This is a genomic window from Allobosea sp. LjRoot9, from assembly GCF_964252745.1.
Taxonomy (GTDB): domain Bacteria; phylum Pseudomonadota; class Alphaproteobacteria; order Rhizobiales; family Beijerinckiaceae; genus Allobosea.
Genome location: NZ_CAXUPC020000012.1, coordinates 14,274 through 39,726 on the forward strand (window position 1 = coordinate 14,274; position 25,453 = coordinate 39,726).

General features: G+C 65.8%; 24 protein-coding genes. 11 read left to right on the forward strand and 13 right to left on the reverse strand.

Annotation, left to right across the window (positions count from 1 at the left end; translation table 11 throughout):
• Positions 1-72: 72 nt before the first annotated feature.
• Positions 73-1,890 carry a glucan ABC transporter ATP-binding protein/ permease gene (locus ACSQ3P_RS28560; protein WP_436168826.1) on the reverse strand — a complete coding sequence of 606 codons (1,818 nt, stop codon included), beginning with the start codon at positions 1,888-1,890 and terminating at the stop codon, positions 73-75.
• 141 nt (positions 1,891-2,031) lie between these two features.
• On the opposite strand from ACSQ3P_RS28560, the gene ACSQ3P_RS28565 reads away from it, so the two are divergent.
• From ACSQ3P_RS28565 to ACSQ3P_RS28575, 3 genes are all read left to right on the forward strand, one after another.
• Positions 2,032-2,802, forward strand: coding sequence for a motility protein A (locus tag ACSQ3P_RS28565; RefSeq protein ID WP_069688606.1), 771 nt, complete (start codon positions 2,032-2,034; stop codon positions 2,800-2,802).
• A gap of 14 nt (positions 2,803-2,816) precedes the next feature.
• Positions 2,817-3,641 (forward strand): OmpA/MotB family protein, encoded by an 825-nt coding sequence (locus ACSQ3P_RS28570; protein ID WP_436168827.1) that lies wholly within the window; start codon positions 2,817-2,819, stop codon positions 3,639-3,641.
• Positions 3,642-3,708: 67 nt separating this feature from the next.
• On the forward strand, positions 3,709-4,458 hold the full coding sequence (locus tag ACSQ3P_RS28575) for a M15 family metallopeptidase (RefSeq protein ID WP_436168828.1): 750 nt from the start codon (positions 3,709-3,711) through the stop codon (positions 4,456-4,458).
• Positions 4,459-4,513: 55 nt separating this feature from the next.
• On the opposite strand, the gene ACSQ3P_RS28580 is transcribed toward ACSQ3P_RS28575, so the two are convergent.
• From ACSQ3P_RS28580 to ACSQ3P_RS28595, 4 genes are all read right to left on the reverse strand, one after another.
• Positions 4,514-5,038, reverse strand: a complete 525-nt coding sequence (locus ACSQ3P_RS28580) for a CAP domain-containing protein (RefSeq protein ID WP_436168829.1) — start codon at positions 5,036-5,038, stop codon at positions 4,514-4,516.
• A gap of 4 nt (positions 5,039-5,042) precedes the next feature.
• Positions 5,043-7,667 carry a DUF3772 domain-containing protein gene (locus ACSQ3P_RS28585; protein WP_436168830.1) on the reverse strand — a complete coding sequence of 875 codons (2,625 nt, stop codon included), beginning with the start codon at positions 7,665-7,667 and terminating at the stop codon, positions 5,043-5,045.
• A gap of 529 nt (positions 7,668-8,196) precedes the next feature.
• Positions 8,197-8,457, reverse strand: coding sequence for a DUF6719 family protein (locus ACSQ3P_RS28590; protein WP_436168831.1), 261 nt, complete (start codon positions 8,455-8,457; stop codon positions 8,197-8,199).
• A gap of 99 nt (positions 8,458-8,556) precedes the next feature.
• Complete coding sequence (locus ACSQ3P_RS28595) at positions 8,557-9,636, reverse strand: ROK family protein (protein ID WP_436168832.1); 1,080 nt, start codon at positions 9,634-9,636, stop codon at positions 8,557-8,559.
• Between the two features lie 219 nt (positions 9,637-9,855).
• Between ACSQ3P_RS28595 and ACSQ3P_RS28600 the strand changes: the two genes are divergently transcribed.
• Positions 9,856-10,332, forward strand: coding sequence for a DUF2938 domain-containing protein (locus ACSQ3P_RS28600; protein ID WP_311912804.1), 477 nt, complete (start codon positions 9,856-9,858; stop codon positions 10,330-10,332).
• Between the two features lie 19 nt (positions 10,333-10,351).
• On the opposite strand, the gene ACSQ3P_RS28605 is transcribed toward ACSQ3P_RS28600, so the two are convergent.
• The 3 genes from ACSQ3P_RS28605 to gloB are packed head-to-tail and all read right to left on the reverse strand — an operon-like array spanning position 10,352 to position 12,350.
• Complete coding sequence (locus ACSQ3P_RS28605; RefSeq protein WP_436168833.1) at positions 10,352-11,113, reverse strand: GNAT family N-acetyltransferase; 762 nt, start codon at positions 11,111-11,113, stop codon at positions 10,352-10,354.
• On the reverse strand, positions 11,113-11,574 hold the full coding sequence (locus tag ACSQ3P_RS28610) for a cupin domain-containing protein (RefSeq protein WP_436168834.1): 462 nt from the start codon (positions 11,572-11,574) through the stop codon (positions 11,113-11,115). The genes ACSQ3P_RS28605 and ACSQ3P_RS28610 overlap by 1 nt, the downstream gene beginning before the upstream one ends.
• An 11-nt stretch (positions 11,575-11,585) precedes the next feature.
• On the reverse strand, positions 11,586-12,350 hold the full coding sequence (gloB, locus tag ACSQ3P_RS28615) for a hydroxyacylglutathione hydrolase (protein WP_436168835.1): 765 nt from the start codon (positions 12,348-12,350) through the stop codon (positions 11,586-11,588).
• A gap of 260 nt (positions 12,351-12,610) precedes the next feature.
• On the opposite strand from gloB, the gene ACSQ3P_RS28620 reads away from it, so the two are divergent.
• From ACSQ3P_RS28620 to ACSQ3P_RS28635, 4 genes are all read left to right on the forward strand, one after another.
• The gene (locus ACSQ3P_RS28620; RefSeq protein WP_310146389.1) at positions 12,611-13,378 is read left to right on the forward strand and encodes a class I SAM-dependent methyltransferase; all 768 of its coding nucleotides are present in this window, start codon (positions 12,611-12,613) and stop codon (positions 13,376-13,378) included.
• A gap of 103 nt (positions 13,379-13,481) precedes the next feature.
• Entirely contained in the window at positions 13,482-14,435 is a 954-nt protein-coding gene (locus ACSQ3P_RS28625; RefSeq protein ID WP_436168836.1) for an acetyl-CoA carboxylase carboxyltransferase subunit alpha, read from the forward strand.
• Between the two features lie 196 nt (positions 14,436-14,631).
• Positions 14,632-16,092: a L,D-transpeptidase family protein gene (locus tag ACSQ3P_RS28630; protein ID WP_436168837.1), complete on the forward strand. Its 1,461-nt coding sequence runs from the start codon at positions 14,632-14,634 to the stop codon at positions 16,090-16,092.
• A gap of 234 nt (positions 16,093-16,326) precedes the next feature.
• Positions 16,327-17,250 (forward strand): TorF family putative porin, encoded by a 924-nt coding sequence (locus ACSQ3P_RS28635; RefSeq protein WP_436168838.1) that lies wholly within the window; start codon positions 16,327-16,329, stop codon positions 17,248-17,250.
• Positions 17,251-17,342: 92 nt separating this feature from the next.
• On the opposite strand, the gene ACSQ3P_RS28640 is transcribed toward ACSQ3P_RS28635, so the two are convergent.
• Entirely contained in the window at positions 17,343-17,825 is a 483-nt protein-coding gene (locus tag ACSQ3P_RS28640) for a MarR family winged helix-turn-helix transcriptional regulator (protein ID WP_436168839.1), read from the reverse strand.
• Positions 17,826-17,870: 45 nt separating this feature from the next.
• Between ACSQ3P_RS28640 and ACSQ3P_RS28645 the strand changes: the two genes are divergently transcribed.
• Complete coding sequence (locus tag ACSQ3P_RS28645; RefSeq protein ID WP_436168840.1) at positions 17,871-18,764, forward strand: alpha/beta fold hydrolase; 894 nt, start codon at positions 17,871-17,873, stop codon at positions 18,762-18,764.
• A gap of 3 nt (positions 18,765-18,767) precedes the next feature.
• On the opposite strand, the gene hemH is transcribed toward ACSQ3P_RS28645, so the two are convergent.
• Positions 18,768-19,832 carry a ferrochelatase gene (hemH, locus tag ACSQ3P_RS28650; protein ID WP_436168841.1) on the reverse strand — a complete coding sequence of 355 codons (1,065 nt, stop codon included), beginning with the start codon at positions 19,830-19,832 and terminating at the stop codon, positions 18,768-18,770.
• Positions 19,833-20,125: 293 nt separating this feature from the next.
• On the opposite strand from hemH, the gene ACSQ3P_RS28655 reads away from it, so the two are divergent.
• Positions 20,126-21,640 (forward strand): bifunctional metallophosphatase/5'-nucleotidase, encoded by a 1,515-nt coding sequence (locus ACSQ3P_RS28655; protein WP_436168842.1) that lies wholly within the window; start codon positions 20,126-20,128, stop codon positions 21,638-21,640.
• Positions 21,637-22,335, forward strand: a complete 699-nt coding sequence (gene ung / locus ACSQ3P_RS28660) for a uracil-DNA glycosylase (RefSeq protein ID WP_436168843.1) — start codon at positions 21,637-21,639, stop codon at positions 22,333-22,335. Before ACSQ3P_RS28655 ends, ung begins: the two co-directional genes overlap by 4 nt.
• A 242-nt stretch (positions 22,336-22,577) precedes the next feature.
• On the opposite strand, the gene ACSQ3P_RS28665 is transcribed toward ung, so the two are convergent.
• Genes ACSQ3P_RS28665 through ACSQ3P_RS28675 form a run of 3 tightly spaced genes read right to left on the reverse strand, consistent with a single transcriptional unit; the run spans position 22,578 to position 25,397 of the window.
• Positions 22,578-23,810, reverse strand: coding sequence for a phenylacetate--CoA ligase family protein (locus ACSQ3P_RS28665; RefSeq protein ID WP_436168844.1), 1,233 nt, complete (start codon positions 23,808-23,810; stop codon positions 22,578-22,580).
• A gap of 34 nt (positions 23,811-23,844) precedes the next feature.
• Positions 23,845-24,525 carry a zinc metallopeptidase gene (locus ACSQ3P_RS28670; RefSeq protein WP_436168845.1) on the reverse strand — a complete coding sequence of 227 codons (681 nt, stop codon included), beginning with the start codon at positions 24,523-24,525 and terminating at the stop codon, positions 23,845-23,847.
• Between the two features lie 26 nt (positions 24,526-24,551).
• The gene (locus tag ACSQ3P_RS28675; RefSeq protein ID WP_069688586.1) at positions 24,552-25,397 is read right to left on the reverse strand and encodes an ABC transporter ATP-binding protein; all 846 of its coding nucleotides are present in this window, start codon (positions 25,395-25,397) and stop codon (positions 24,552-24,554) included.
• Positions 25,398-25,453: the final 56 nt, after the last annotated feature.

Genomic DNA, 25,453 nt, shown 5'->3' on the forward strand with positions numbered 1-25,453 from the left:
GCATTAGGATGGCGTTTTGCTCGCCTGTTTGCTGCACCGAGAACGATGCAAGATCGAGGCGAGGCGTTCGCCTCAATCGAATGTGATCTTGGCGGCCAGCGGGCTCGTAGTCTCCTCCAGCAGGCTTGCGGCCGGCTTATCGGCGACGAGATATTGGGCCCGCGCCAGCGCGGCGAAACGTCCGCCCTTGGCGACGAGCTCCTCGAAGGAGCCCATCTCGATAACCTGGCCCTGCTCGAAGACCAGGATGCGGTCGGCATTGCGGATGGTCGCGAGGCGGTGGGCGATGACGAAGGTTGTGCGCCCCTTCATCACCTCTTCCAGCGCCTTCTGCAGCTTGACCTCGGTGGCGGCGTCGAGTGCTGAGGTCGCCTCGTCGAGAATCAGGATCGGTGGGTTCTTGAGCAAGGCGCGCGCGATCGAGAGGCGCTGACGCTCGCCGCCCGAGAGGGTCCGCCCGCGCTCGCCGACGAGGGTGTCGAGCCCGTCGGTCTGGCGCGCCATCACTTCGGTTGCCTGGGCGCGGTCGAGCGCCTCCATCATCTCGGCGTCGGTCGCGTCGGGCTTGCCGACGGTGAGGTTCTCGCGGATCGAGCGTGCGAACAGCATCGGCTCCTGGAAGACGACCCCGATATTGCGGCGCAGCGACAGAAGCGAGATGTCGCGGATGTCGAGACCATCGACGGTGATGCAGCCCGATTGCGGGTCGAAGGCCCTGTGCAGCAGGCCGAGCGTGGTCGATTTGCCCGAGCCGGTCGAGCCGACGATGGCGATGGTCTCGCCCGGCTTCACTGCAAAGGAGACGTCCTGCACGGCGGCGCGCTTGCCGTCATAGGAGAAAGACACGTCCTCGAAGGCGACCGCGCCCGACAAGCGCCCGGCATCCTTGGCGCTGGGCAGGTCGCGCACGGCGGGCAGCGTGTCCAGCACCTCGAAGAATTCGCGCATCTTCGGTGCCTGCATGAAGATGAAGTTCACGAAGGCGACGATCTGCTCGAGCCGGCCGACCAGCATGGTGGCGAAGCCCATGAAGGTGACGATCTCGCCGACGGTCGTCAGTCCCTGCATCAGGAGCCAGGCGCCGACGACGAAGATCGCGAGCACGGTCAGCGTCGCCGAGGCACGCGTCGCCACTGTCGCGATGGCCCACCAGGACAGGACCGGGAGCTGGGCTTCCAGCAGGCTCGCGATGGTCGAGCGCAGGCCGCGGACCTCGGCCTCGATGCGGGTGAAGCTCTGGATCACCGGTACATTGCCGAGCGCGTCCGAGGCGCGTTCAGCGAGGTTTGAGTGATAGGCCTCGACATTGCTCTGCAATTTGTCGGTCTTGCGCAGCACATAGGCGGTCAGCGCGCCGAAGAGCACGACGAGCGATATCAGCAGCAGGCCGAGCTGCCAGTTCTTCCACAGCGTGAAGGGCAGCAGGATGAAGAGCGCGACGAGGCTGGCGCAATGCTCGCGAAAGAAGGACAGCCAGAGCGCCCACATGCCGCTGGTGCCGTCGAGCATCACCTTGAGCACGCGGCCGGAATGGGTCTGGGTGTGGTAGGCGAGCGGCAGTGTCAGCGCGTGCTCGAAGTAGTTCGCCATCACGGCGAGCCGGCGGCGATGGGCGAGCCGGTCGGAATGCAGCGAGACGAAAACGCTGGCCGCGATGGTGAACAGGCCGAAGCCGACCCAGGCCAGGATCAAGGCGTTGAGATCGCTCCAGGCGAGACGCTGGCCGGCGCCCTGCACGGCCGAGAGCTTGTCGATCAGCGCGCCAAACAGCATCGGCTCGGCGAAAGCCGCAGCTGCGAGCAGGATATTAGCGAGCGCCAGGATCAAGCCGAGCCGCTTTTCGGGGCCGAGCTCGCCGAGCACGCGAGTATAGATTGCAAACAGAGACATGCTCAGAGCTTTAACCGACGTGGAGATGTGAGCAAGGCCTCAACCTTAACGCTTCGTTCAATGCGCGCCTTCTAAGGTTTTTGCGCTGCAGAAGCGGGGCCGCTTCGGGCGGCGCGCATCGGCCGGATCGAGGTGGTTTCCATGGATATCGCAACTGGCGTCGGCATTCTCGCCGGTATCGCCACGATCTGCTCGCTGATTATCATCGATGGCGGCAACTTCGCCGCTTATTACGACAAGCACGCCATCATCATCATCTTCGGCGGCGCTACCGCTGCCACCATGGTGCGGTTCCCGTTCTCGGTGATCGCACATGGCCTGCCGATGGGCCTGCGCTTCGCCTTCACCCTGCGTTCGGTCAATCCGCGCGAGCTGATCGAGGAGATCACCCGCGTCGCCGAGATCGCCCGCAAGAGCGGGCCGGTGGCTCTGGAAAGCGTCGAGGTTTCCGACACGTTCCTCGCGCAGGGGCTGCGCTATATCGCCGACGGCTACGACAAGGATTTCATCCGCGACACGATGGAGCGCGACCGCGACAACTTCCTGCAGCGGCTCGATGAAGGCTCGAAGGTCTATCGCGCCATCGGCGACTGCGCCCCGGCCTGGGGCATGGTTGGCACCATCATCGGCATGGTCTCGATGTTCGCCAATATGAGCGACCCGTCCAAGCTCGGCCCGGCGATGGCGACGGCCTTGCTCGCCACGCTCTACGGCGCGCTGGTCGCCAACATGATCACCCTGCCGATCGCCGACAAGCTGCATATCAAGCTCGAGGAGGAGGAGATCTCGCGCACGCTGATCATCGACGGCGTGCTCCAGATGCGCGACGCCAAGAGCGCAACGCTGGTGCGCGAAATGCTGCTCGCCTATCTGCCCGACCATCATCGGGCGGAGATGGCGGAAGCGGCGTGAACGGGACCTGAGCCGTGGCGAAGAAGAAGCGCGGAGCTCATGGCGGTCACGGCTGGTTCGTGACCTTCGCCGATCTGATGGCGCTGCTGATGGCGTTCTTCGTCATGGTCGCGGCCTATTCGAGCCAGGACAAGAACAAGATGCAGATCGTCGCGGGCTCGATGCGCGAGGCCTTCGGCACGCAAAAGGACATGCGGCTGGCTGGCATCGTCGAGGTCGACGGCATCCCGACCAAGACCCATATCAAGAACGCCTATATCCGGCCGCTGGAGGACGCCTCCGACACGACCGCGCCCAACCACAACAACCAGAAGGAAGACGGGCTGATCGCGGCGACGCATGATCGCGGTTTCGCGCTCGCCGCTGCCTCGCTGCGCCAGGCCTTGCGCGAGATGCCGGAGATCGCGGAAGTTTCGCGCAACATCCTGGTCGAAGTCTCGGAATCGGGCATCGACATCCAGCTGGTCGATCAGGACGGCCGCGCCATGTTCGCGGAAGGCTCGAGCCAGCCCAATGAACGCATGCGCAAGGTGCTGGCGGCGGTGGCGCCCTCATTGAGGCGCATGCCCAACAAGATCACGCTGACCGGACATACGGCGACGCCGCGTCCGGGCCAGTCGCCGGAGGGCGATCCCTGGACCTTGTCCGTCGGCCGCGCGGCGGCAGTGCGCGAGATCCTGGCCAATGCCGGCGTGCCCAATGAGCGCTTCGCCTCGGTCACCGGCAAGGGCGATACCGATCCGCTGATCAAGGACAACCCTTACCTTGCGTTCAACCGCCGCGTCGGCATCGTGCTGAAGGCGGATGCGCCGCCCTTGCCGTTCGGGGCTAAGCCGTAGAGGCCGCCCCTGTCGGCTTCCGCGAAAGGGGCTCGCGCGCAGTTGGGGCGCGGGACATGATGCGGCGATGAACCTGTTCTGGCGGTTTGGTTGGATCTGCTGTCTACTTTTAGTCGCGCTCGCGCCCGCCAAGGCCGGCGAGGCGCTGCCGGACGGCTTCATCCGCCTGCGCGAGATCGCTCCCGGGATACGCCAGGACATCCGCTACGCATCCGCCTTCAATTTCACCGGCGCCGCTGTCGCCGGCTATGGCCGCGCCGATTGCGTGCTGACGCAGGCGGCGGGGCAGGCCCTGATCCGCGTGGAGGCGCGGCTGGGCACGTCCGGCTATGCGCTGAAACTGTTCGATTGCTACCGGCCGGCACGGGCGGTCCGGGCCTTTCTGGTCTGGGCGCAGGACGGGAAGGCGAGCGATTTCGGACGGATCTTCCATCCCGATATTGCCAAGGACATGCTGGTCGCGCGCGGCTTCATCGCCTCGGTGTCGAGCCATTCGCGCGGATCGACCGTTGATGTCGGCCTCGTCAGCCGCGTTGAGCCTGCCTTGCCGATGCCCGCAGGTGGCGGGCGTTGCGATGGTCCCCTCCAGCAGCGCCCGCAGGAAACGAGCCTCGATTTTGGGACAAGCTTCGACTGCTTTTCGGCAAAAAGCGCCGGCCGCGATCCGTCTGTCGGCCGAGACGCGCTCAGGCACAGGACGATTCTGCGAGACGCGATGAAGGCCGAGGGGTTTCGCGGCTATGGCCGCGAATGGTGGCATTTCACCCTGGCGAACGAGCCCTTTCCGAAGACGATCTTCGATTTCGCGATCGAATGACTAGAGACTATTGATCCTGCTCCGACTCTGGGCGCGGGCAATCTCTCGCTCTCGCTCAGGGCGCGAGGATCAGCGCCCAGTAGACCTGATATTTCGAGCCCGGCGCATAGGCGGTCGCAATACCCATGCGGGTCGCGCCCGGCGTCTTCATGACGCGGTCGTGCTGGGGCGAATCGCGCCAGCCGGAGAAGGCTTCCGCCAATCGCCGATAGCCGGCCGAGAGATTGGCTTCCGCCCCCTCTTGTCCGGCACGGGCGAGGCGCGCCTTCACGGCCTCCGCCTGGGCCGGCTTGTCGGCGGCCGCCATGGCGCTCGCCTCTTCCTGGGCCGCGGCGTTGAGGGCCGGGTCGAGCGTCAGCGCGTTCAGCCCGGCATTCATCCGATAGGCCGAGATCATGGCGCGCGCCTCGCCTGCGTCGACGCGGGCCGAGGCCGAGCCGAGGTCGCGGTAGAAGGCCGGCTGACCGGTGCGGGGGGCTTCCGTACAGCCGGCGAAGTTCAGGACCGCGAGCGCGCCGGCGAGCAACGCAGGACAGGTCACGGCGAGAGCTTTCCGCTCGCCGCGTGGGAAACAAAACATCGCATCATTCCTTGCTGTCGTCTTTCGCGAAGTCCCTGGCCGGTTCGGGCGAGGGCTGCGGCTCCGGAGGCGCCTCCTCCGTGGATTCGTCTTCGATCTTGTGTTGCCGCGCGCGACGGACCGGCGCGGCGGGTTTGGCCGGCTTGCGCGCCTCGATCTCGCGCCCGACCGCCTTGGCGATGCCGGCGAGCGATTGCTCGATACCTTCCAGTCCCTTGACCGCGAGTTCGGGGACAGGCGGCGCGACCTCCATCTCGGCCAGGCGCTTGTGGATGACATAGTTGAGGTCGCTGGTCACACGGCCGACGATATCGACCTCGGCGACGACGCAGATCAGGTCGAAATCCATCGTCGTGGTGCCGAGCTTCTTGAACAGCACGTTCGGCGGCGGTTTCTGCAGCACGTCGCCATGCGCGGTGGCCGCCTCCGACAGCATGGTGCGGACCTCGGCGGGGTCATAGGTGCGCGGCACCGAAATCGAGATCAGCACGCGTCCGGTCCGGTCGTTGCGGACCCGGTTGCGGACGACGCCCGAGATCAGGTTCGAATTGGGCACGATCACCGATGAGCGGTCGAAGGTCGCGATCTCGGTCGAGCGCACGTTGATCTTCTTGACGATGCCTTCCGCGTCGCCGACGACCACCTGATCGCCGACGCGGATCGGGCGCTCCCACAGCAGGATCAGGCCGGAGACGAAATTCGACACCACCGATTGCAGGCCGAAACCGATACCGACCGAGAGCGCGCTGGCGACCAAGGTCAATCGTTCGAGACTGAGGCCCAGCGACGAGAAGGCGAGCGCGACCGCTGCCGCGTAGCCGAGATAGCCGGCGGCGGTGGTGATCGAATTGCGCAGTCCGGTGTCGAGCTTCGTCGTCGGCAGGAATTTGCCGTCGAGCCAGCCCTGCATCGAGCGCGTCGCCATCAGGCCGAGCGCGAAGAGGAAGGCGGCGATGATGATCGAGGACAGCGAGACGGTGACGCCGCCGACCTGGAAGCCGAAGAAGGCGGCGCGCAGAGAGGAGAAGAAATCGGCCGATTCCAGCCCCCAGGGCGCCAGCGCCAGCATGATCGTGATGATGATCAGGATCAGCTTGAGAAGACCGGTGCCGACCACCGCGATCTTCTGCAGCGTCGCCTCGCGAATGCCGATGCCGGCTTTCAGCGTCAGGGCGAAGCGGCCCTTGCCGGTCAGTGTCCGGGCGATACCGAGTTCGAGGAACTGATAAATCAGCATGAACAGGCAGGCGAGGACGCCGATCCAGAGCACCTGTTCGGTCAGGAAGGTCGCGAAGACGACATAGCCGCTGAGCGCCGCCAGCACGATGACGAGGCCGACGACCCAGCCCAGGATCCGCACGGGGCCGAGGCTGGCGCCATCGACGGGCACATAGGGACCCAGGCAAGCCTCCTCCTCGACCTCGTCGTCGTCGCGCAATCGATAGAGGCCCGCGATCAGGGTCAGCGCGAAGATGATGGCGAGGGTGCCCTTGATCAGGATCGAGACCGCGAGCCCGGCCGCGATCGCCTGCAGCCAGGCTTCCATCACCTTGCCGATCGACATCACCAGCGCGAGCGAGCTTGCGATCCAGACGACGGTGCGCGCGGTCGAATCCATCACGCTGACGAGGCGGCGCTGCGGCGTACCGGGTGCGAAGAGAGCGTCGGCCAAGGCCTGGATGAAGGCGAAGCTGGCGAGCCCGATCACCACGGCCCAGACCACGGGCTGGATGCGCGGCGGCAGCAATCCGGTGGTATTGAGCGCGGAATAGATCAGCCAGCTCGCCAAAGCGGGAGGGGCGGCGCCGGCGACGAGATGGGTGAGCGCGACATAAAGGCAATGCAGGCTGCCGGGGTCTTCCGTCGCGCCGACATGCGCCTTGAAGCGCGGCAGGTAGCGGGCGCGGGCGACGTAGAGCAGGATCGCGCCGATGAAAGAGACCGCGACGAACAGACCGCGCGCTCCTGACAAGGCATCGCCGAAGACCGAGAGCCAGCCACCGAAGATATAGCCGGAGGCGCGCAGATCCTCCGGCAAGGTGGTCAGCGCATTGCTCCAGAGTTCCGGGTTGAGGATCGACGGGCCTGGCGCGAAGAGCGCCTTGGCGAAGAGATCGCGGCGCTTGTCGCTGATGCCGGTCTGGAGCTGCTCGGCCTGGAGCTGTGCCGCGCGGGCGATCTTCATCGTCTCGTCGGCGTCGGCGAAGGCCTTGGTGCGGGCGTCGCGTTCGCGCGCGACCTCGGCGCTTTCAGGCGGCGCGCTGGCGTCGGGCTTGGCGCCGAGCTGGTCGAGCCGCAATTTGGCTTGGTCGACGCGGGGTCCCTGCTCTTCGACGATTCCGCGCAATTGCTCCAGGAGCGGCTGCAAGCGCAGCCTCTGGCGCTGCAGGTCGGCATCGCTTGGGCTCGGGGCCGCCAGCGTCGTCTCGATCTGGTTCAGCTCAAGGCGCGCGGCGTCGAGTCTTGCCCGGCCGGGATTGGGGTCGGGCGTTTGGGCAAAAGCCTGAAGCGCACCGAGCAGGAGGGCAAACAGTGCAGCCGCCAGCAAGGCCGTGAGCCTGCGCCGGGCAGGCGCGATGCGGCCATGGTCTCGGGTGGGAGAGGGGGCTTGCCCCGCCTGCGCAGGCATTCCGGTCGGGCCTCGCTGAGATTGATTCGCGGTGAGGCCAACCCTCGCCTTGCGAGCGTCTTCAAGGCAAGGCGATGAGGAAAAATGCGTGATGGCCGGCAATGGGAGAACCTTGTTGCGCAGATGGGGCTGCTGGCGGAGAAAACAGCACATTGCGGTGATGCCTGCGACCGGCAGGTCGATGGCACGCGGCCGTCATTGACGACAAACAGGACATGAAGATGGCGTCGAAGCGGGAAATCCGCCGCTTTCCGACATTTGGTTGAGCCGAAATTCGTTTCGCCGGGCTTCTGCAGCGCTGCCATCGTCGCGAAGACGGGTTCTAGAGCAATTTCCGATCCAATTGGATCGTTCAATTGCTCCTGCCTTTCATTTTAACGCGTTTTCTCCGCGCAAACGCTTCGCGTTTGTCGCGGGGGAAGCGGTTTCCACTTCGCTCGAAAACGCTCTCATCAAAGCGTTAGAGCAGGATCGACGCGAAAAACCGGTTCCCACTTTTTCGCATCCTGCTCCAGGACGGACCCTGTCCTCAGCGCGGTCGCTGGACGCAGCGGCGCGAGCGAGTTGAGCCAGACGTCGCCGAAGCCAGCGAGTCGCGGGTCTTCTGCTGTCTCGCCCCGGTCACCTCGCGGACCTGTCCCTGCGGGCAGCGCCCGTCATCGACCAGAATCACCTCGCCGCCCTTGAGCTGGCCGGCTGGCGGTTCCGTGCGAAGCACCTGCTGGGACATCGCCGGCACGGCGAGAACGACGCTGCCCAGCATTGCGGCCATTACCAGCGACCATCGCATCGCAAACCTCATCGCGCCCGCTGCGCCCCGAAGCGGCGCGATACCACGTCACGACACGAGCTTAGCCCGGCCCCGCGCTCCACGCACCTCCCGGACATGTCAGGTCTTGTCCTGCCGTTTCGGCTTGGTCCGGTTCCGGTAGCTCGCATTGCCGAGCCCGGTGCCGATCGTCAGCACGGCCCAGTGCTCGACGTCCTGCATCCCCGGCATTTCGCTCAGGCCCTGGATGACGGCGTCGTTGTGCATCACGATCTGGGTTTCATGCTCGCCGATCTCGGGCACCATCTCGCGGATACTGTCGACGAGGTTGAAGCGGCTGCTTTCCCAATTGCCGGGCAGGTTCTGCGCGCCGCGGTCGATCGATCCGTCGGGTTCGATCAGGCCTGGGCAGCCGAGGCCGATGAAGGGCGCGACGCGCAATCCAGCCTTGCGGGCCTGCCGGATCTGGCCGTTCAGCATCTTGCCGAGGCGCTTGATCGCTTCATCGCGGCTGGGCTCCTCGTCGATATGGCGCCAGAGTTCCGATTCCCAGACACGTGCCTTGCTCAGATCCGGCGCCTTGTCCTGGCGCAGTTCGACGATGCCGGCGCGGATGTTCGAGCCGCCGATATCGACCGCGACGAGGCTGTCATAGGCCTCGAAGATCCATGACGGCGCGAGATGGGCGCTGCCGACGAGCCCGGCCTCGTCGGGATGATGGCGGATCGGCCTGAGGTCGATCCCGCGTCCCTCGGTGTGGAGGATGATGCCGGCGCGGCCGATGGCGAGCTCGCCGATACGGCTTTCGCGAAAGCCGCCGCCGATGGCGATGCGTTCGACGGGCGCCCAGGATTTGAGCTTGATGAAGCGGCGGATGACGAAGGCGAGCGACTGGGCGAAGCTTTCGATCGCGCTCAGCACGAGCGCAGCCTCGTGCGGTTCGCCCTTGAGCAGCAGCTCGTCCAGTTCCTTCTTGCTGAGCGCGGCCGTGTCGCCGGCGAGCGGATCGTCGCCGGTCTTGCGCAAATGCCGGCGCAGCGCATCGAGGTGGTCGACGAAGGCGCCGCGGCTCGCCTTGTCGCCGATGAAGCCGTCCTGATCGCGGATTTCGAGGTTGTAGCTGGTCAGATGGACGGAGGGCAGTTCCGCCGAGCCATGGCTTCCGTGATTGCTCGTCGTGTCGGCCGTGGCGGCGCCCATGCGAATATCCCTTGTCCTGTGGTTCAGTCAGGCAACCCCGGGCGGCTCGCAGGGTTCCCCGGGGAGGCTTGTTCGGAGCCGTCCTTGCATGTCCCGCATGAGTGCAGGGCGCTTGACCGGCCGCGCCGATATCCGCTCCATGGCGACAGGGTTGGCCGAAAGACGATGCGGGAACGATCCTCGCAACGCGGACCAATCCGTCTCTAGGGGGCGACGACGATGGAATTCCTGATCCGCGCGATCGTGATCGGCGCTGGCGCCACCTTGCTGCTCGATATCTGGGCGCAATTGCTGCAACGCGTGGCCGGCTGGCCTGCGCCGAACTGGGCGATGCCGGGACGCTGGTTCGCGCATCTGCTGCGCGGACAGTTCGCGCATGAGGACATCGGGCGCGCGCAGCCTGTCGCAAATGAACTCGCGATCGGCTGGGCGTTCCATTACGCCGTCGGCATTCTCTTCGCCGCCGTTCTCCTGGCGCTTTGGGGGCTCGGCTGGTCGCGCAGCCCGACTTTCGGCCCCGCGCTGATCGTCGGCCTCGTCACTGTCGGCTGCGGCTGGTTCATCCTGCAGCCGGGCATGGGGGCGGGCATCGCCGCCTCCAGGAAGCCCAACGCCTGGACGATCCGGGCGCTGAACATCGTCGGCCACATCGTCTTCGCGATCGGGCTTTACGGCACGGCGCTGCTGACCCGCTGAGCGACGGCCTCCTGGCAGGTCAATCCAGGATGCGCGTCTCGTAAGCGTAGAGCCGGCGGAAGCCGAGGCGGTCGTAGAGGCCGATCGCGACCTCATTGGTCTGGTCCACCTGGAGATAGGCGCTACTGCAGTCCATGAGGCGCGCCCAGGACATCAGCCCGGAGACGATGCGCCGACCCAAGCCATGACCGCGATGGTTGGCGTCGACCACGATCGTGCCGATCTCGGCCATGCCGCGCTCGGCGACGCTCATGCCATAGGCGACGGGCTCGCCGGCGATCAGCAAGGTCGCGAAGGCGGCCGGCATCCTGATCCTCTCGACGATGGCGGCGAGGTTCCCGATATGGGTCTTCACGCCGCTCTGGCGCGCGGCGACGCCGGCGATCCAGTCTGCGCTCGGGCGCGCCTCGATCTGGAGTTCGGGGTCGATCTCGGGCGCGACGCCGTCGAGTTTCGCGATCATGCCGAAGGACGCATCCTTGAGGCGATAGCCGCGCGCGATCACCTCGGCGCGCGTCGCTTCACCGGTCAGTGGCGTCAGGCGCACGGAAGGCGGCAGCCCGTCGGCGCGGTAGAGCTCCTCGATCATCGCCAGCGTCGCCTCGTCGAGTTCCGCGCCGGGCTTCAGCGGCGTGGCGGCGTTGGCCCGGCCGGAATAGCCATTGGCGAAGCGCACGACCCAGTCGTCGATCAGCAGGGTCGCGGGCGCAGGCCAGGCATTGACGATGCGCCGCTCGCATTCGAGCGCCAGCGCGAGGTCGTCGGCATCATCGGATATCATCAGGCTCCCCAGGGCTTGCGCGGCGTTGGACGCCAGTCCGGTGGCGCCATCTCGAAACCGGAAAAGGCGAAGCCGGGCGCGACCGTGCAGCCGACCAGCGTCCAGGCGCCGAGCGAGGTGGCGCTCTGCCAAGTGCCCGCCGGCACCACGAATTGCGGCCGCTGCCCGGCTCTCAGGTCGGGACCGAGATGATGCGCCGAGGCGTCATGGCCATTGGGCGAGATGCTGATCACCAGCGGCGCGCCGGCATAATGATGCCAGATCTCGGCGGCATCGACCCGGTGCCATTCCGAGGTCTCGCCGGTGTCGAGCAGGTAATAGATCGCGGTGGAGAAGCCTCGCCCTTCCGGACCGGCCTCGTCGCGGAAGGTCTCGCGGTAATGGCCGCCTTCCGGATGGGGCTTGAGGTCGAGCAGGCGGATGATCTCGGCCGCGCTCAGGCCGTCGAGCGAGGAATTCATGCCAGCTGTCCTCAGAATGTATTCTTGGCTTCGCGCAGCGCTGCAAAAACCTCGCCGGGAGCGGCGCCGGCCTTGCCGACTGCCGCTGCAAGCGCAGCCTCTCCGGCGCGGAAGAAGGGGTTGGTCGCCTTCTCCTCGCCGATCGTGGTCAGTGCCCAGAAGCGGCCTTCCGCCTTGGCGGCTTCGGCTTGCGCATAGCGGGCCTTGAGTGCTGCGTTGGCTGGGTCCATCGCGATGGCGAAACGGGCATTGGACAGCGTGTAGTCATGGCCGGTGATCAGGCGGACATCGTCGGGCAATGCCATGATGCGATCGAGCGAGGTCCACATCGCCCCCATCTGGCCAGGCTGGACCCGCCCGCAGCCCATGACGAAGACGACATCGCCGACGAGCGCCAGCTTGGCACCGATGCTGGCGAAGGTCAGGTGGCCGTTGGAATGGCCCGGCGTGTGCCAGATCTCGAAGCTGTCATTGCCGAGCTCGACACGGTCGCCCTCGCCGAGAATGCGGTCGAGCGGGGCGGAATCGGCGGCGTCGGCCGGCCCGCAGACGAAAGCTCCGGTTGCCTCCTTCAACTCGGCCACGCCCTGCGTATGGTCGTGATGGGCGTGGGTGACGAAGATGTCGCTGATCGTCCAGCCCTTGGCCTTGGCGGCGGCGAGGACGGGAGCGGCATCAGGCACGTCGACAGCCGCGCAGGCCTTCGTCACTGGGTCGAAGATCAACGCGCCGGCATTGTCGCTGAGGGTGCGGAAGATATGGAGATCGAGGGACATGGGAGGCTCCGGCACGGGGGGCAGGACAGGGAGCTGCCCTGAATGCGCCATGGCCCGGCTTCTATCAAGTCGAGTGGCTTGCAAGTCGCAGGCGCTTGTAAGCCACTCGGGTTGTGGCGTCAGGTTCAAGCCTCCCCACAGCAGGCGGGGGGAGGGGCCGTTCAGCCGAGCCTTCACTTGCGGCCTTCACTTGCGGCCTTCACTTGCAGCCTTCGCTTGCAGCCCTTGCTTTGGCTGCGCTGCCGTTCCATCTCAGGTTCATGCCACTCGACGTCGTCGATCTTCGCGCCTTCTACGCCAGCCCGCTCGGCCACGTCGCGCGGCGGTTCATCGGCCGGGCGATGCTGCGCTTCTGGCCCGATTGCTCGCGCCAGCGCGTGCTGGGGCTCGGGTTCTCCACGCCTTATCTCTCCGTGCTCGGCCTTGGCGCCGAACGGGTGCTTGCCTTCATGCCGGCGGCGCAAGGCGTGGTGAACTGGCCCTCCGAGGGCTTGTCGGCCTCCGCGCTGGTCGAGCCGACCTTGCTGCCCTTGCCTACGGCCTCGGTCGACAGGGTTGTGCTGGTGCATGCGCTGGAGGAGACCGAGAGCCCCGACGATCTGCTGGAAGAGGTTGGACGCGTGCTCTCGCCGGGGGGACGGATGATCGTCGTCGTGCCCAATCGCCGCGGACTCTGGGCGCGGATGGACGGCACGCCCTTCGGCCATGGCCGCCCGTTCAGCCGCTCGCAGCTCCAGGCGCTGATGCGCGCCGCCGAATTCTCGCCCGAGAACTGGGCCGAGGCGCTCTACGTTCCGCCGCTGAAGCGGCATCTGCTGATGCGTTCGGCGCCCGCCTGGGAGCGGGCCGGTGCAGGGTTGTCCCTGCCCTTCGCCGGCGTCCATGTCATCGATGCCACCAAGCAGTTCTATCGTCGCGCGCCCTTGCGCGCGACGCGGCGCAGCTTTGCCTTCCGGCCGATCCTGCTGCCGCGACCGACCCCGACCCAGCGCGCGGCAAACCCGCCTGGAGACGGCGCGGCGGGTTGACAACGGCCGCGACGCGCGGCCAAGGTCCGCCGCTTTTCGCGAACCCGGTTCCGCCCATGCGCCACGCGCGGACCTGCCGGCGCGGAACCTGAACTGGATCACGATGCGAAGCTATTTGGATTTCGAAAAACCGGTCGCCGAACTCGAGGCGAAGGCGGATGAATTGCGCGCCCTCGAGGCGAAGGGTGAAGGCTATGCGCTCTCCGAGGAGATCGGCAAGCTCGACGCCAAGGCCAATCAGGCGTTGAAAGAGATCTATGCCGCGCTGACGCCTTGGCAGAAGACGCTGGTCGCGCGCCATCCGCAGCGCCCGCACTTCAAGGATTACTGCGCAGCGCTGTTCAGCGAGTTCACGCCGCTCGCGGGCGACCGGGCTTTCGGCGAGGATGAGGCGATCGTGGGCGGTTTCGGCCGCTTTCGCGGCGAAGCCGTCTGCATTGTCGGGCAGGAGAAGGGCGACTCGACCGAGACCCGCATCCGGCACAATTTCGGCATGCCCAAGCCCGAGGGCTATCGCAAGGCGGTGCGCCTGATGGAGATGGCCGGTCGTTTCGGGCTGCCGGTGCTGAGCTTCATCGATACGGCTGGCGCCTATCCCGGTATCGAGGCGGAGGAGCGCGGCCAGGCCGAGGCGATCGCGCGCTCGACCGAAGCCTGCCTGGGCTTGCGCACGCCGAGCGTGGCGCTGGTGATCGGCGAGGGCGGCTCGGGCGGTGCGATCGCGATCGCCGCCGCCAGCCGCGTGCTGATGCTGGAGCATGCAATCTATTCGGTGATCTCGCCGGAAGGCGCGGCCTCGATTCTCTGGCGCGATACCAAGCGCGCGCAGGACGCTGCGACCGGCATGAAGATCACTGCGCAGGACCTGCTGAAATTCGGCGTCATCGATCGCATCATCAGCGAGCCGGCGGGCGGCGCGCATCGCGATCCTCAGATGGCGATGGTGCGGGCGGGCGATGCCATCGCCTCGGCGCTGTCGGATTTCGCAGGCGTGGGCGCTGACGATATCGTAAGCCGCAGGGCGGAAAAATTCCTCGCCATCGGGCGGACGATCTGACGTTAGGGGAAGCCTTTTTGCGGTGTGTCGACGGCCGCCGCCGTTAGGAAGGCGTTGACCATATGGCTATGACGGAGCAGCCTGTGGTAAGGAACCCTCAAGGCTAACGCTTCTACAACTGGGCAGCCGGCACAATTTGGCCGTGTTGCATAGTCAGTGGTCGTGCTTCCGCCGGCCGTTCGATGGGATTGACGACGTGGCATTCAAGCACTTCGCGCTCGTGGCTTTCGTTGCATTGTCGCTGGGCGCTTGCGAGGAGGACCGTTACCGCGGCTCCGCCAGGCACAACATCCCGATTCCGTCGGCGACCTATACGCTCATGTCCGAGAAGGGCATGAGCAAGGATCAGCCGATCCTGATCCGCTCCTACAAGAAGGAGTCGGAGCTCGAGATCTGGAAGCGCAAGGCCGACGGGCAATATGCGCTGCTCAAGACCTTCCCGATGTGCCGCTGGTCCGGCCAGCTCGGCCCGAAGGTCCGTGAAGGCGACCGCATGGCGCCGGAAGGCTTCTACGCCATCACGCCGGCGCAGATGAACCCGAACTCGGCCTATTACGTCTCCTTCAACATGGGCTACCCCAACGCCTATGACCGTTCCTATGGCCGCACCGGCGCGCATCTGATGGTGCATGGCGCCTGCTCCTCGGCCGGTTGCTATTCGATGACCGACGATCAGATCGGCGAGATCTACGCGCTTGTCCGCGAGGCCCAGAATGCCGGCCAGAAGGCGGTGCAGATGCAGGCGCTGCCCTTCCGCATGACGCCGGAGAATCTGGCCAAGCACCGGCTCGATTCCAACATCGCCTTCTGGAAGAACCTGAAGGAAGGCACCGACTATTTCGAGGTGACGAAGGACGAGCCGCCGGTCTCGGTGGCGGGCGGCCGTTATGTCTTCAGCACCGGCTCGGATTCCTCCGTCGTCCAGGCCGTGCAGCAGAAGCGCCAGCAGGACGAGGTTCAGGTCGCTGCGCTCGTCGCCAAGGGCACGCCCGCGATCAAGCTGATCTATGACGACGGCGACTCGCACGCCTCCTTCAAGCGCACGCTCGTCGCGGGCGGATCCGATTCGCTGAACCGCACGGCGAGCTGGGCCTCGCGCGATGTCGGGGTCAGCCGGCCCGACGCCATCACCGGCGGTCCGCGCGTGCTCGTGCTCGATAATCTGGGCAAGCCGAAAGCCGAGTTTCGGGCAGCGTCGGCCGATAACGACGCCGTGCTCGCCGCGGTCGCTGCTGCGCCCGACGTGAATCCGGCCGAGACCGCCAGCATCGCCAAGTCGGGCCCGGCCAAGGTCGAGGCGCAGCCAAGGGCCGTGGCTGGAAAGCCGGCATCGGCTGCCGCAACGCAGGTCGCCAAGGCCACTGCAGGCACTGCAGCCGCACCCGTGGCGATCGCTGCGCCGTCTGCGGTTGCCCCTACCCCTGCCGCGCCTGCCGCCGTGCCCTTCTATCAGCGGGCTCTCAGCTTCGTTCCGTTGATCGGAGGCTCGCAGCAGCAGCCGGAACAGGCGCAGGAAACCACGCCGGTGGCGTCGGTCGTGCCGGATTCGCCGACCAATATCCGGGCTCCCCTGCCGCCCCGACGCGCCACTGGCCTGCGCACCTCGCGGCTGGATCAGTCGGACGCGGCCTATTCCAGTCAGCCCGTGACACGCTGATGGGTTGCATCCGGGCGCTTGCGCCCGGTATGCGTGACGGAAATATCACAGCATTCTGCTTTGTCGGCGAAGCACGTTTTGAATGCATCGAAACGTGACTCTGACCGAGATATTGCCCGCTTCATGGGCAGTCTGCCGAAAAGCTCAGCTTGCTGAATCAGGTGATCCATTGGCTTCATAATGGCGAAAGCGCGGCACGTTGCGCTGGCATTTCGACATTTGACGGAGCTGATGATGGCTTTCGATTTCTTCCGGTCTTCTGTGACGGGTGCAGCGTTCTCTCTGGCGATGCTGTCGGGTGCCGCGCATGCGTCGGATCTTCCGAGCAAGAAGGGCGCTCCGGTCGCGCCGGTGCCTCCGGCGATCACCTGGTTCGATATCGCCGTCACCATCAAGGCGACGACCGACTATAATTTCCGCGGCATTTCCCAGTCGGATCGCAAGCCCGCCATCCAGGGCGGTGCGGAACTGCAGATCTACGACAATCTGTTCTATGTCGGCGTCTGGGCCTCGAGTGTCGATCTCGTCACCAACCCACCGGCGGAAGTCGATTTCACCGCTGGTATCCGTCCCAAGTTCGGCCCGGTCACCTTCGATCTGGGTGTGATCCAGTATTACTACCCGGATGAGAGCCGCTATATCGACAATCTCGGCACGATCTGGACGCCGAAGAACACCGATTTCATGGAAGTCGCCGGCAAGGTTTCCTATAACTGGGAAGACAAGGTCACGATCGGCGCCAACGTCTTCTATTCCTGGAACTGGCTCGGCACCGGCGCGAGTGGCACCTACGCCTCCGGCACCGCCAAGTACAACCTGCCCTTCCTCGAAGGCCTCTCGGTCTCGGGTGAGTTCGGCCGCTATTGGCTTGGCACGACCAACACCAACATCGCCTTCCCCGTCGCGATCCGCCTGCCCGACTACAATTACTGGAATGTCGGCCTGTCCTACACCTGGAAGAACCTGACGGCGGATATCCGCTATCACGACACCAACCTGTCGAAGTCCAAGTGCTTCACGCTGACCTCCGATCCGAGCGGCATCACGCGCGGCAATGCCGGCGGGGCCTACGGCTCGAAGTGGTGCAACCCGACCGTCGTCGGCTCGCTCTCCTTCGACATCACGGCGAGCAGCCTCGGCGTCTTCGCGCCGAAGTAACAGCTCCCATCAGGGATGAATCAGAGAAGGCCGCTCGCGAGAGCGGCCTTTTTCATGCGGGTATTCCGCCCGGGACGCTTGGTGGCGCGCGCCTATATTTCGAGCGCCTTGGCGACGCGGCGCATCATCTCGCCCACCGCATCGCATTCGGCATCGCTGAGCACCGTCATCATCGCTTCGATGCGCGCGACATGGATCGCCATGGCCTTGCGCGTCAGGGCCTCGCCCGTCGGCGTCAGCCAGAGCCTGCGGACGCGGCGGTCAGTGTCGTCGCCGCGCCGCTCGACGAGTTCGCGCCGCTCCAATTCGGGCAGCAGCATGCTCATGGCGCTGCGGCCGACGAGGAGCTTTTCGGCGAGCGCCTGCTGCGTCAGCCCCGGCGTGTGGAAGATGTTCGCAAGCACGTCGTAATGCGCGACCTGAATGCCGAGCGGGGCCAGGGCCTCGCCGAAGACCTTCTTCCAGAGCTGGTGGACGCGCGCCACCGCGATCCAGTTGCGAAAGCGCGGCAGATCCCAGGGCAGGGTCTGGGTCTCGACGAAGCCTGTATCGTCAACCTCTTGCTTTTTGTTCATGAATGAACATAATAGTTCAGCGCTGAACTAATGCGGATATGAGCCATGGCTGACATTGCACTCCGTTTGTTGCGGCCGTTGATCCGGGTCTCGAGCTTCCTTGCTCCCAAGACCAGTGGCCGCCTCGCCTTCAAGGCCTTTTGTACCCCGCCGCGCCGCCCACAGGGAAATGCCAATCGCAAGGGGGCGGTCAAACCCGCGACCACGCGGCTGCAAGCGAGCGAGGCGGTCTCGATACCGTTCCCATGCGGCTCGGTGGCGGCCTATGTCTTCGATCCGCCTGGCGCCGATCCGGTGGAGCAACGCCCGAGCGTGATCCTGGTTCATGGCTGGACAGGCGCCGCCGTCTTCATGACCGCTTTCGTCGCGCCTCTGCTGGCGGCGGGCTTTCGCGTCGTGGCCTATGACCTGCCGGCCCATGGCGCCTCGACCGGCAGCGAGCTCAACATTCCGCTCGGGGTTGCGAGCCTGGCCGCGGTCGCGCGCGCCTTCGCCCCGGTGCATGCCATCGTCACACATTCCTTCGGCGGCGCGATCGCGCTGGCGGCGCTCGCCGGCACCGTCCCCAGCCAGCCGGTCGTCAAGGCGAAGCGCCTGGCGATGATCGCCGCGCCCTCATCGATGACACTGGTGACGCGGCGCTTCGGCGCGACGATCGGCCTTGGCGCGCGTGGGCAGGCGGCGCTGGAGCGGCGTATCCATATCGTCGCCGGCGCACCGGTCACGGCTTTCGAAGGGGCGGGCCAACTGGCTTCGGTCGGCTTGCCGGCGCTGATCGTGCATTGCCGCGACGACAAGGAGCTCGGCTTCCATCATGCGGAAGCCCTGGCGACGGCAGGGCCCTTCGCCAGGCTCGTGCCGATGAACGGGCTCGGGCATCGCCGCATCCTGCAGGCAAAACCGGTGGTGGAGGCGGTGACGGGTTTCGTTACGGCCTGAGGCTCAGACCCAACCCATCAATTCGCGCCGAACCAGGGCTTCGAGCACGTCGATGCTTTCAGCGGAGTCATTCAGGCAAGGCAGATAGGCGAAGTGCTTGCCGCCATTATGCATGAAGATCTCGCGGTTCTCGACATCGAGCTCCTCGAGCGTCTCCAGGCAATCGGCCGAGAAGCCTGGTGCGACGATGGCGAGCGATCTGGTGCCCGCCTGTGCCAGCGCCTTGACGGTCTCGTCGGTATAAGGCTGCAGCCATTCATCGGGCCCGAAGCGCGATTGGAAGGTCAGCCTGAAGCGCTCGGCCGGCAGCCCGAGCTCCTCGCGCAACAGGCGCCAGGTCTTGACGCATTGGCAGTAATAGGGGTCGCCCTTGAGGAGATACTCCTTGGGCATGCCATGGAAGGAGCAGAGGATGATCTCGGGATCGAAATCGAGCTTCGCCAGCGAGCTGCGCATCGAGGCGGCCAGCGCTTTGATATAGGTCGGGTCGTCATGATAGGGCGGGGCAACGCGCACCGCCGGCTGCCAGCGCATCTCCATCAGGGCCCGAAAGGCCTGGTCGCAGGCCGTGGCCGAGGTCGGCGCGGCATATTGCGGGTAGAGCGGCACCAGCAGGATACGGTCGCAGCCCTGGTCCTGCAGCGCCTTGATCCTGCTCTTCACATCGGGAAAGCCGTAGCGCATCGCCCAGTCGAAGATGACGCGCTCGCCGGTCACGGTCTTCAGGCGCTTGGCGACTTGTTCGGTCTGCGAGCGCGTGATCGTCTTGAGCGGCCCCTCATTGCGCTCATTGTTCCAGATCGAGGCGTAGTCCTTGCCCTTGCGGCCCGGCCGCGTGGTCAGGATGATCAGATTGAGGATCGGCCACCATTTCCAGCGCGGTTCCTCAATCACTCGCCGGTCGGAGAGGAACTCCTTGAGATAGGCCCGCATCGGCCGGTAACTCGTGCCTTCCGGCGTGCCGAGATTCATCAGCAGGACGCCGATGCGGCCGGCCTCGACCTTGGGGTGGTCGGAGGGCAGGCTGGCGACCGGCATCTCGGCGGCTGGACTGGTCTCGACTGTCATGGCGCAGACTTTCCTTTGCCCGTGATTTAGACGAGTTCCGGTTTTCGTCCAGTCGCGAAGCGCGCCAGGCAGGGGGGTGCGACACTAGAGCCGGATGATTTCAGATCGGATCACAGAGTGATCCGATCTGAAATCTGAATCCGTCTCTTATCAAAGAGTTAGAGCAGGACCAATGCGAAAAACCGGTTCCCACTTTTTCGCGTCCTGCTCTAGCGAACGGGGCTGCGCCCGCACTGGTCAATGCGGCCCAGGCTTTGCTAGTTTGCAGCGGTTCTCAAGCAGAGGCTTCCACCATGCCCGCACTGACACGCCGCAAGGCGCTTGGCGTCATCGCCGCTCCGGCGGCGCTCGCCGCGACTGGAACCATGGCGCAGATGCCGGCTCCCGCTTTCACGCTGCTTCTGGTCAACGACATCTACAAGATGAGCGACGACAAGGGCAGAGGTGGCTTCGCGCGGGCTGCCGGCATCGCCCGGGCCGAGCGGGCCAAGGGCGTGCCGGTGCTGTTCTGCCATGCCGGCGATTGCTACTCGCCCTCGCTGATGTCGGGCTTCGACCAGGGTGCCCATATCGTGGCGATGCAGAACAAGATGGGGCTCGACGTCTTCGTGCCGGGCAATCACGAATTCGATTTCGGCAAGGAGAACTACCTCAAGCTCGCCGCCGCCCAGACCTATCCGACCTTCGCCGCCAATCTGCGCGATGCGAGCGGCAATGTCTTGCCAGGCCACAAGGATTCGCAGATCTTCGAGCTCGGCGGCGTAAAGGTCGGCGTCATCGGCACGACCTATGATCCGACGCCGCAGCTCTCCAACCCCGGCGACCTGAAGTTCTCCTCGACCATGGAGGCGCTCCAGCGCGAGGCACGGACCTTGAAGGCGCAGGGCGCCGACATCCTCGTCGCCGTCGTCCATGCCGAGCGCCGCACCGATCTCGAAATCGTCCGCTCGCGCGTCGTCGACATCGTGCTGACCGGCCACGACCACGACCTTGCCATCGCCTATGACGGCAAGGTCGTGATGGTGGAGTCGAATGAAGAGGGCAATTATGTCACCGCGATCGACATCGCAGTGAGCATCACCGGCGAAGGCGTGGCCCGCCAGGTCTCCTGGTCGCCGACTTTCCGGGTCAATGACAGCCGCGCCGCCACGCCCGACCCCGAGGTCGCCGCGATCGTGAAAGGTTACGAGACCGAGCTCTCGAAGGAACTCGACATCGAGATCGCGACGCTCGCCGCCCCGCTCGATTCCCGCACCGGCGTCATCCGCACGCAGGAGACGGCGATCGGCAATCTGATCGCCGACGCCATCCGCGCCTCGACCGGCGCGCAGCTCGCCATCACCAATGCCGGCGGCATCCGCGCCAACAAGCAATATGCGGCCGGCTACAAGCTGACGCGGCGCGATGTGCTGAGCGAACTGCCCTTCGGCAACGCCACGATCATGGTCCAGATCACCGGCAAGGATGTGAAGGACGCGATCGAGAATGGCCTGGCCCCCGCCCCGCAGGGCTCGGGCCGCTTCCCGCAGGTTTCCGGGCTCACCTTCGAGGCTGACATCAAGCGCCCCGTCGGCCAGCGCGTCGTCTCGATCAGCGTCGAGGGCAAGCCGATCGACGAGGCGGCGAACTACACTGTGGCCTCCAACAACTTCATGCTCGCCGGCGGCGACGGCTACGCCTCGCTGGCGCGCGGCAGGACGCTGATCGGCCTGACCGACGGCAAGCTGATGGCCAATGAGGTGATGGTCTATCTGCGCCGGCTCGGCACGATCGACGCCAAGGTTGAGGGCAGGGCGGTCCTGAAGTGAGCGGCTATGAGGCGGCGCTCGCCGCGTTCCTGGCGACGCCGGTTTCCGAAGGGTGGCGCGATCTCGCCGTGTTCGGCGATGGGGCAGCAGCGCGGGCTTGCGTCCGGGCTGATGCGGAGGTTGCGGTCGGCCATGTCGTCGCGCCTGCGCCGGGGCGGATCTTCGCCGCGCTGGCGACGACGCCTTTCACTGAGGTCCGCGTCGTCATCCTCGGCCAGGATCCCTATCCGACGCCGGGTGACGCGAATGGCCTCGCCTTCTCCTATGTCGGTCCGCCGCCCTTGCCGCGCTCGCTGGTCAATATCCATCGCGAATTGCGGGATGATCTTGGTGCGGCGGGGCCTGTGAGCGGCGATCTGACGGTGTGGGCGCGGCAGGGCGTGCTCCTGCTCAACACCGCGCTTACCGTGCGCGAGGGGGCGAGCAAGGCGGGCTCGCATCTGGCGCTCGGCTGGGGCGCCGTCACCGACGCGATCATCGCTAGCGTCTCAGCCCACCGGCCCCATGTCGTCTTCCTGCTCTGGGGCAATCCCGCCCAGGCCAAGCGCGGATTGATCGACGAGACGCGCCATCTGGTGCTGGCGAGCGCGCATCCCTCGCCGCTCTCGGCACGGCGCGGGTTTTTCGGTTCCAGACCATTCTCGAAGGCGAATGCGTGGCTACTGGAGCAAGGCGAGACGGCGATCGATTGGTAGAGCGCGGGATCCTCTCTCCTGTAAGGAGAGGGGTAGGGGTGAGGTGTAGGCCCCTTGACGTTGAGGCGGTGATCCAACCGCGGCATTGCACAACGCAACTGGTTTGCTGGCCGACCCCTCACCCTGCCCTCTCCCACCAATCTCGGGCTTGCCCGAGATCGGCAGCTAGAGTGGCCCAAGTCGGAAACATCTGACTTGGGTGGGAGAGGGTTCCCCGCGCTCTTGTTTCACGCGCGAAGATGTCACCCCACAGGCCGCTCGTCCGCGATCACCTTGCCATCGTTCGGCAAGGCCCCGAGCGGCAGGATCTCGACCGCGCCTTTCAGCTTGGTGACCTGCTGCAGGGTCGAGGAGACCGCGTCGATAAACCCTGCGGGTTCGGCATAGATCTCGGCCTTCAGCGTCATCGTGTCGACCTCGTTGGCGCGGCCGACGACGAGGCGCAGCTTGGCGATCTCGGCATGGCGCTTGGCGATCTCGGCAACCTGCTCAGGGCGCACGAACATGCCCTTGACCTTGGCGGTCTGGTCGGCGCGGCCCATCCAGCCCTTGATGCGGATGTTGCTGCGCCCGCATGGGCTCGCGCCCGGCATGACGGCGGTGAGATCACCGACCGCGAGCCTGATCTGCGGGTGGTGCGGGTCGAGATTGGTGATGACGATCTCGCCGACCTCGCCCTCCGCCACGGGATCGCCGGTACCCGGCCGCACGATCTCGACGATCAGGTTCTCGTTCAGCACCATCCCTGCGCGTGCGTTCGTCTCATAAGCGATCACGCCGACATCGGCGGTGGCGTAGAGCTGGTAGGCGTCGATGCCGTGCTCCTTGACCCAGGCCTGGAGCGAGGGCGGGAAGGCTGCGCCCGAGACCACGGCGCGCTTTAGGCAGGACATGTCGACGCCGCGCGCTTGCGCCGCCTCGATCAGGATCTTGAGGAAATCGGGCGTGCCGGCATAGCAGGCGGGGCGGTAGGCGGAGATCACCTCCATCTGCTGCTCGGTGTTGCTGGGGCCAGCCGGGATCACGGCGCAGCCGAGCGCGCGCGCGGCCGAATCCATGATGAAGCCGCCCGGCGTCAGATGGTAGCCGAAGGTATTGAGCACGACATCGCCGGCCCGGAAGCCCGCCGCGTAGAGCCCGCGGGCCGCGCCCCAGGGATCGCTGCCGGTGCCCTCAGGTTCGAAGATCGGACCGGGCGAGGTGAAGAGCCGGCCGAAGGAGCCGAGCGGCGCCGAGACGAAGCCGCCGAAGGGCAGGGCGGTCTTCTGGAGCGCGGGCAAATCGGCCTTGCGCAGGATCGGCAGGGTGGAGAGCGCATTGCGATCGGTGATTTCGGCCGGGTCGATGCCGGCGAGCCGCTCGGCATAGGCCGGGGTCTTCAGGGCGGCAGCGAGCACAGCCGGCAGCCGCGCGAAGAGATCGGCCTCGCGGGCATCGGGCGAGCGGGTTTCGAGGGCGTCGTGATGCTCGCTCATCGGTCAAATCCTCACGAAAACGGGCCGCTTCGTCTCAGCGGATGATCCGCAGCAGGCGGAGAAAATTCAGGAGGCCGATCAGGGCTCCGGCGACATAGGTGAAGGCTGCGGCGCGCAGCACGCCGCGGGCGGCGGGCAGGTCGCGGCTGTCGAGATAGCCGTCGGCGGTCAGGATCGGCAGCGCCTTGCCGAAACTGGCGTCGAGTTCCAGCGGCAGCGTCACCAGATGCACGACGAGCCCGACACCGAGCAGCGCGATGGCGAGGCCGAACTGCATCAATCCGATCGAGGGCACGCGGGTGAGAATGGCGACGAGCGGGGCGGTGATCATGATCCCCATCGCGACCTTGTCGAAGATGCCGAGGAAGCGGGCGAGCGCGGTCCGCCAGGCGAAGAGCACGCTGCCCTGATGATGCTGGATCGCATGGGCGACCTCATGCGCCGCGACCGCGACGGCCGTGATCGAGCGCCCGTCATGATTGTCGGGGGAGAGCCGCACAGCGCAGGCGCCCGGGTCGTAGTGGTCGCCGCTGGGCGTCGATTCGACGGTGACCGAACCGAGCTGGAAGCGGTCGAGCAGATGGCGCGCGAGCTCTCCGCCGGTGCCGGGCAGATCGGGACGATCCGCGGCGTGCCGGCTCATCTCGTGACGGACCCAGGCCTGTGGCCCGAAGACCAGCAGGATCACCAACAGGGCGATGACGAGATAGAGCATGGGATGCCACCTTGCGTTCCATCGGCTCAGGAGAGCCAGCGCTTGCGGCGTTTATAGCTTTTGACCTCGCGGAACGACTTTTTGTTGCCTTCGGCGACGCCGAGATAGAACTCCTTTACGTCCTCGTTCTCGCGCAGCATCGAAGCTTCGCCATCCATCACGACGCGGCCGGTCTCCATGATGTAGCCATAGGTCGCGTAGCGCAGGGCCATGTTGGTGTTCTGCTCGGCGACGAGGAAGGAGACGCCATCCTCGGCATTGAGCCGGCGCACGATCTCGAAGATCTCCTCGACGATCTGCGGTGCGAGCCCCATCGAGGGCTCGTCGAGCAGGATCATCTTGGGTTTCGACATCATGGCGCGGCCGACCGCGCACATCTGCTGCTCGCCGCCCGAGGTGTAGCCGGCCTGCGAGGTCCGGCGCTGCTTCAGGCGCGGGAAGAGCTCGTAGATCTTCTCCAGGTCGCGCTTGATCGCGGCGTTACCGTCGCGGCGGGTGAAGGCGCCGGTCAGCAGGTTCTCCTCGATCGAGAGATGGCCGAAGCAGTGCCTGCCCTCCATCACCTGGATGCAGCCGCGCCGGACCAGCTCATTGGGCGACATCTTGTCGACGCGCTCGCCCTCGAACACGATCGAACCCTTGGTGACCTCGCCACGTTCGGCCTTGAGCAGGTTCGAGATCGCCTTCAGCGTCGTGGTCTTGCCGGCCCCGTTGGCGCCGAGGATCGCGACGATGCCCTTGCGCGGGACATGCAGGGAGACGCCCTTCAGCACGAGGATGACGTGATCGTAGATCACCTCGATATTGTTCAGCGACAGGATGTTGTCGGTGGCGGTGCTTGTGTTAGGCGTTTCGAGTGTCGCAATCGACATGGCGGTTCCCCGGCAGTGGGCAATCGGCAGTCGGCAGTCGGGTTGGCAGCCGGAAA

Bases quoted from the DNA above. Each gene is read 5' to 3' on its own strand.
- hemH (WP_436168841.1), bottom strand. From the start codon at position 19,832: ATGACAGTCGAGACCAGTCCAGCCGCCGAGATGCCGGTCGCCAGCCTG.
- ACSQ3P_RS28635 (WP_436168838.1), top strand. From the start codon at position 16,327: ATGGCTTTCGATTTCTTCCGGTCTTCTGTGACGGGTGCAGCGTTCTCT.
- ACSQ3P_RS28625 (WP_436168836.1), top strand. From the start codon at position 13,482: ATGCGAAGCTATTTGGATTTCGAAAAACCGGTCGCCGAACTCGAGGCG.
- ACSQ3P_RS28645 (WP_436168840.1), top strand. From the start codon at position 17,871: ATGGCTGACATTGCACTCCGTTTGTTGCGGCCGTTGATCCGGGTCTCG.
- ACSQ3P_RS28610 (WP_436168834.1), bottom strand. From the start codon at position 11,574: ATGAATTCCTCGCTCGACGGCCTGAGCGCGGCCGAGATCATCCGCCTG.
- ACSQ3P_RS28600 (WP_311912804.1), top strand. From the start codon at position 9,856: ATGGAATTCCTGATCCGCGCGATCGTGATCGGCGCTGGCGCCACCTTG.
- ACSQ3P_RS28590 (WP_436168831.1), bottom strand. From the start codon at position 8,457: ATGCGATGGTCGCTGGTAATGGCCGCAATGCTGGGCAGCGTCGTTCTC.
- gloB (WP_436168835.1), bottom strand. From the start codon at position 12,350: ATGTCCCTCGATCTCCATATCTTCCGCACCCTCAGCGACAATGCCGGC.
- ACSQ3P_RS28595 (WP_436168832.1), bottom strand. From the start codon at position 9,636: ATGGGCGCCGCCACGGCCGACACGACGAGCAATCACGGAAGCCATGGC.
- ACSQ3P_RS28665 (WP_436168844.1), bottom strand. From the start codon at position 23,810: ATGAGCGAGCATCACGACGCCCTCGAAACCCGCTCGCCCGATGCCCGC.
- ACSQ3P_RS28620 (WP_310146389.1), top strand. From the start codon at position 12,611: ATGCCACTCGACGTCGTCGATCTTCGCGCCTTCTACGCCAGCCCGCTC.
- ACSQ3P_RS28640 (WP_436168839.1), bottom strand. From the start codon at position 17,825: ATGAACAAAAAGCAAGAGGTTGACGATACAGGCTTCGTCGAGACCCAG.
- ACSQ3P_RS28675 (WP_069688586.1), bottom strand. From the start codon at position 25,397: ATGTCGATTGCGACACTCGAAACGCCTAACACAAGCACCGCCACCGAC.
- ACSQ3P_RS28670 (WP_436168845.1), bottom strand. From the start codon at position 24,525: ATGCTCTATCTCGTCATCGCCCTGTTGGTGATCCTGCTGGTCTTCGGG.
- ACSQ3P_RS28585 (WP_436168830.1), bottom strand. From the start codon at position 7,667: ATGCCTGCGCAGGCGGGGCAAGCCCCCTCTCCCACCCGAGACCATGGC.
- ACSQ3P_RS28560 (WP_436168826.1), bottom strand. From the start codon at position 1,890: ATGTCTCTGTTTGCAATCTATACTCGCGTGCTCGGCGAGCTCGGCCCC.
- ACSQ3P_RS28655 (WP_436168842.1), top strand. From the start codon at position 20,126: ATGCCCGCACTGACACGCCGCAAGGCGCTTGGCGTCATCGCCGCTCCG.
- ACSQ3P_RS28605 (WP_436168833.1), bottom strand. From the start codon at position 11,113: ATGATATCCGATGATGCCGACGACCTCGCGCTGGCGCTCGAATGCGAG.
- ACSQ3P_RS28575 (WP_436168828.1), top strand. From the start codon at position 3,709: ATGAACCTGTTCTGGCGGTTTGGTTGGATCTGCTGTCTACTTTTAGTC.
- ACSQ3P_RS28565 (WP_069688606.1), top strand. From the start codon at position 2,032: ATGGATATCGCAACTGGCGTCGGCATTCTCGCCGGTATCGCCACGATC.
- ACSQ3P_RS28580 (WP_436168829.1), bottom strand. From the start codon at position 5,038: ATGTTTTGTTTCCCACGCGGCGAGCGGAAAGCTCTCGCCGTGACCTGT.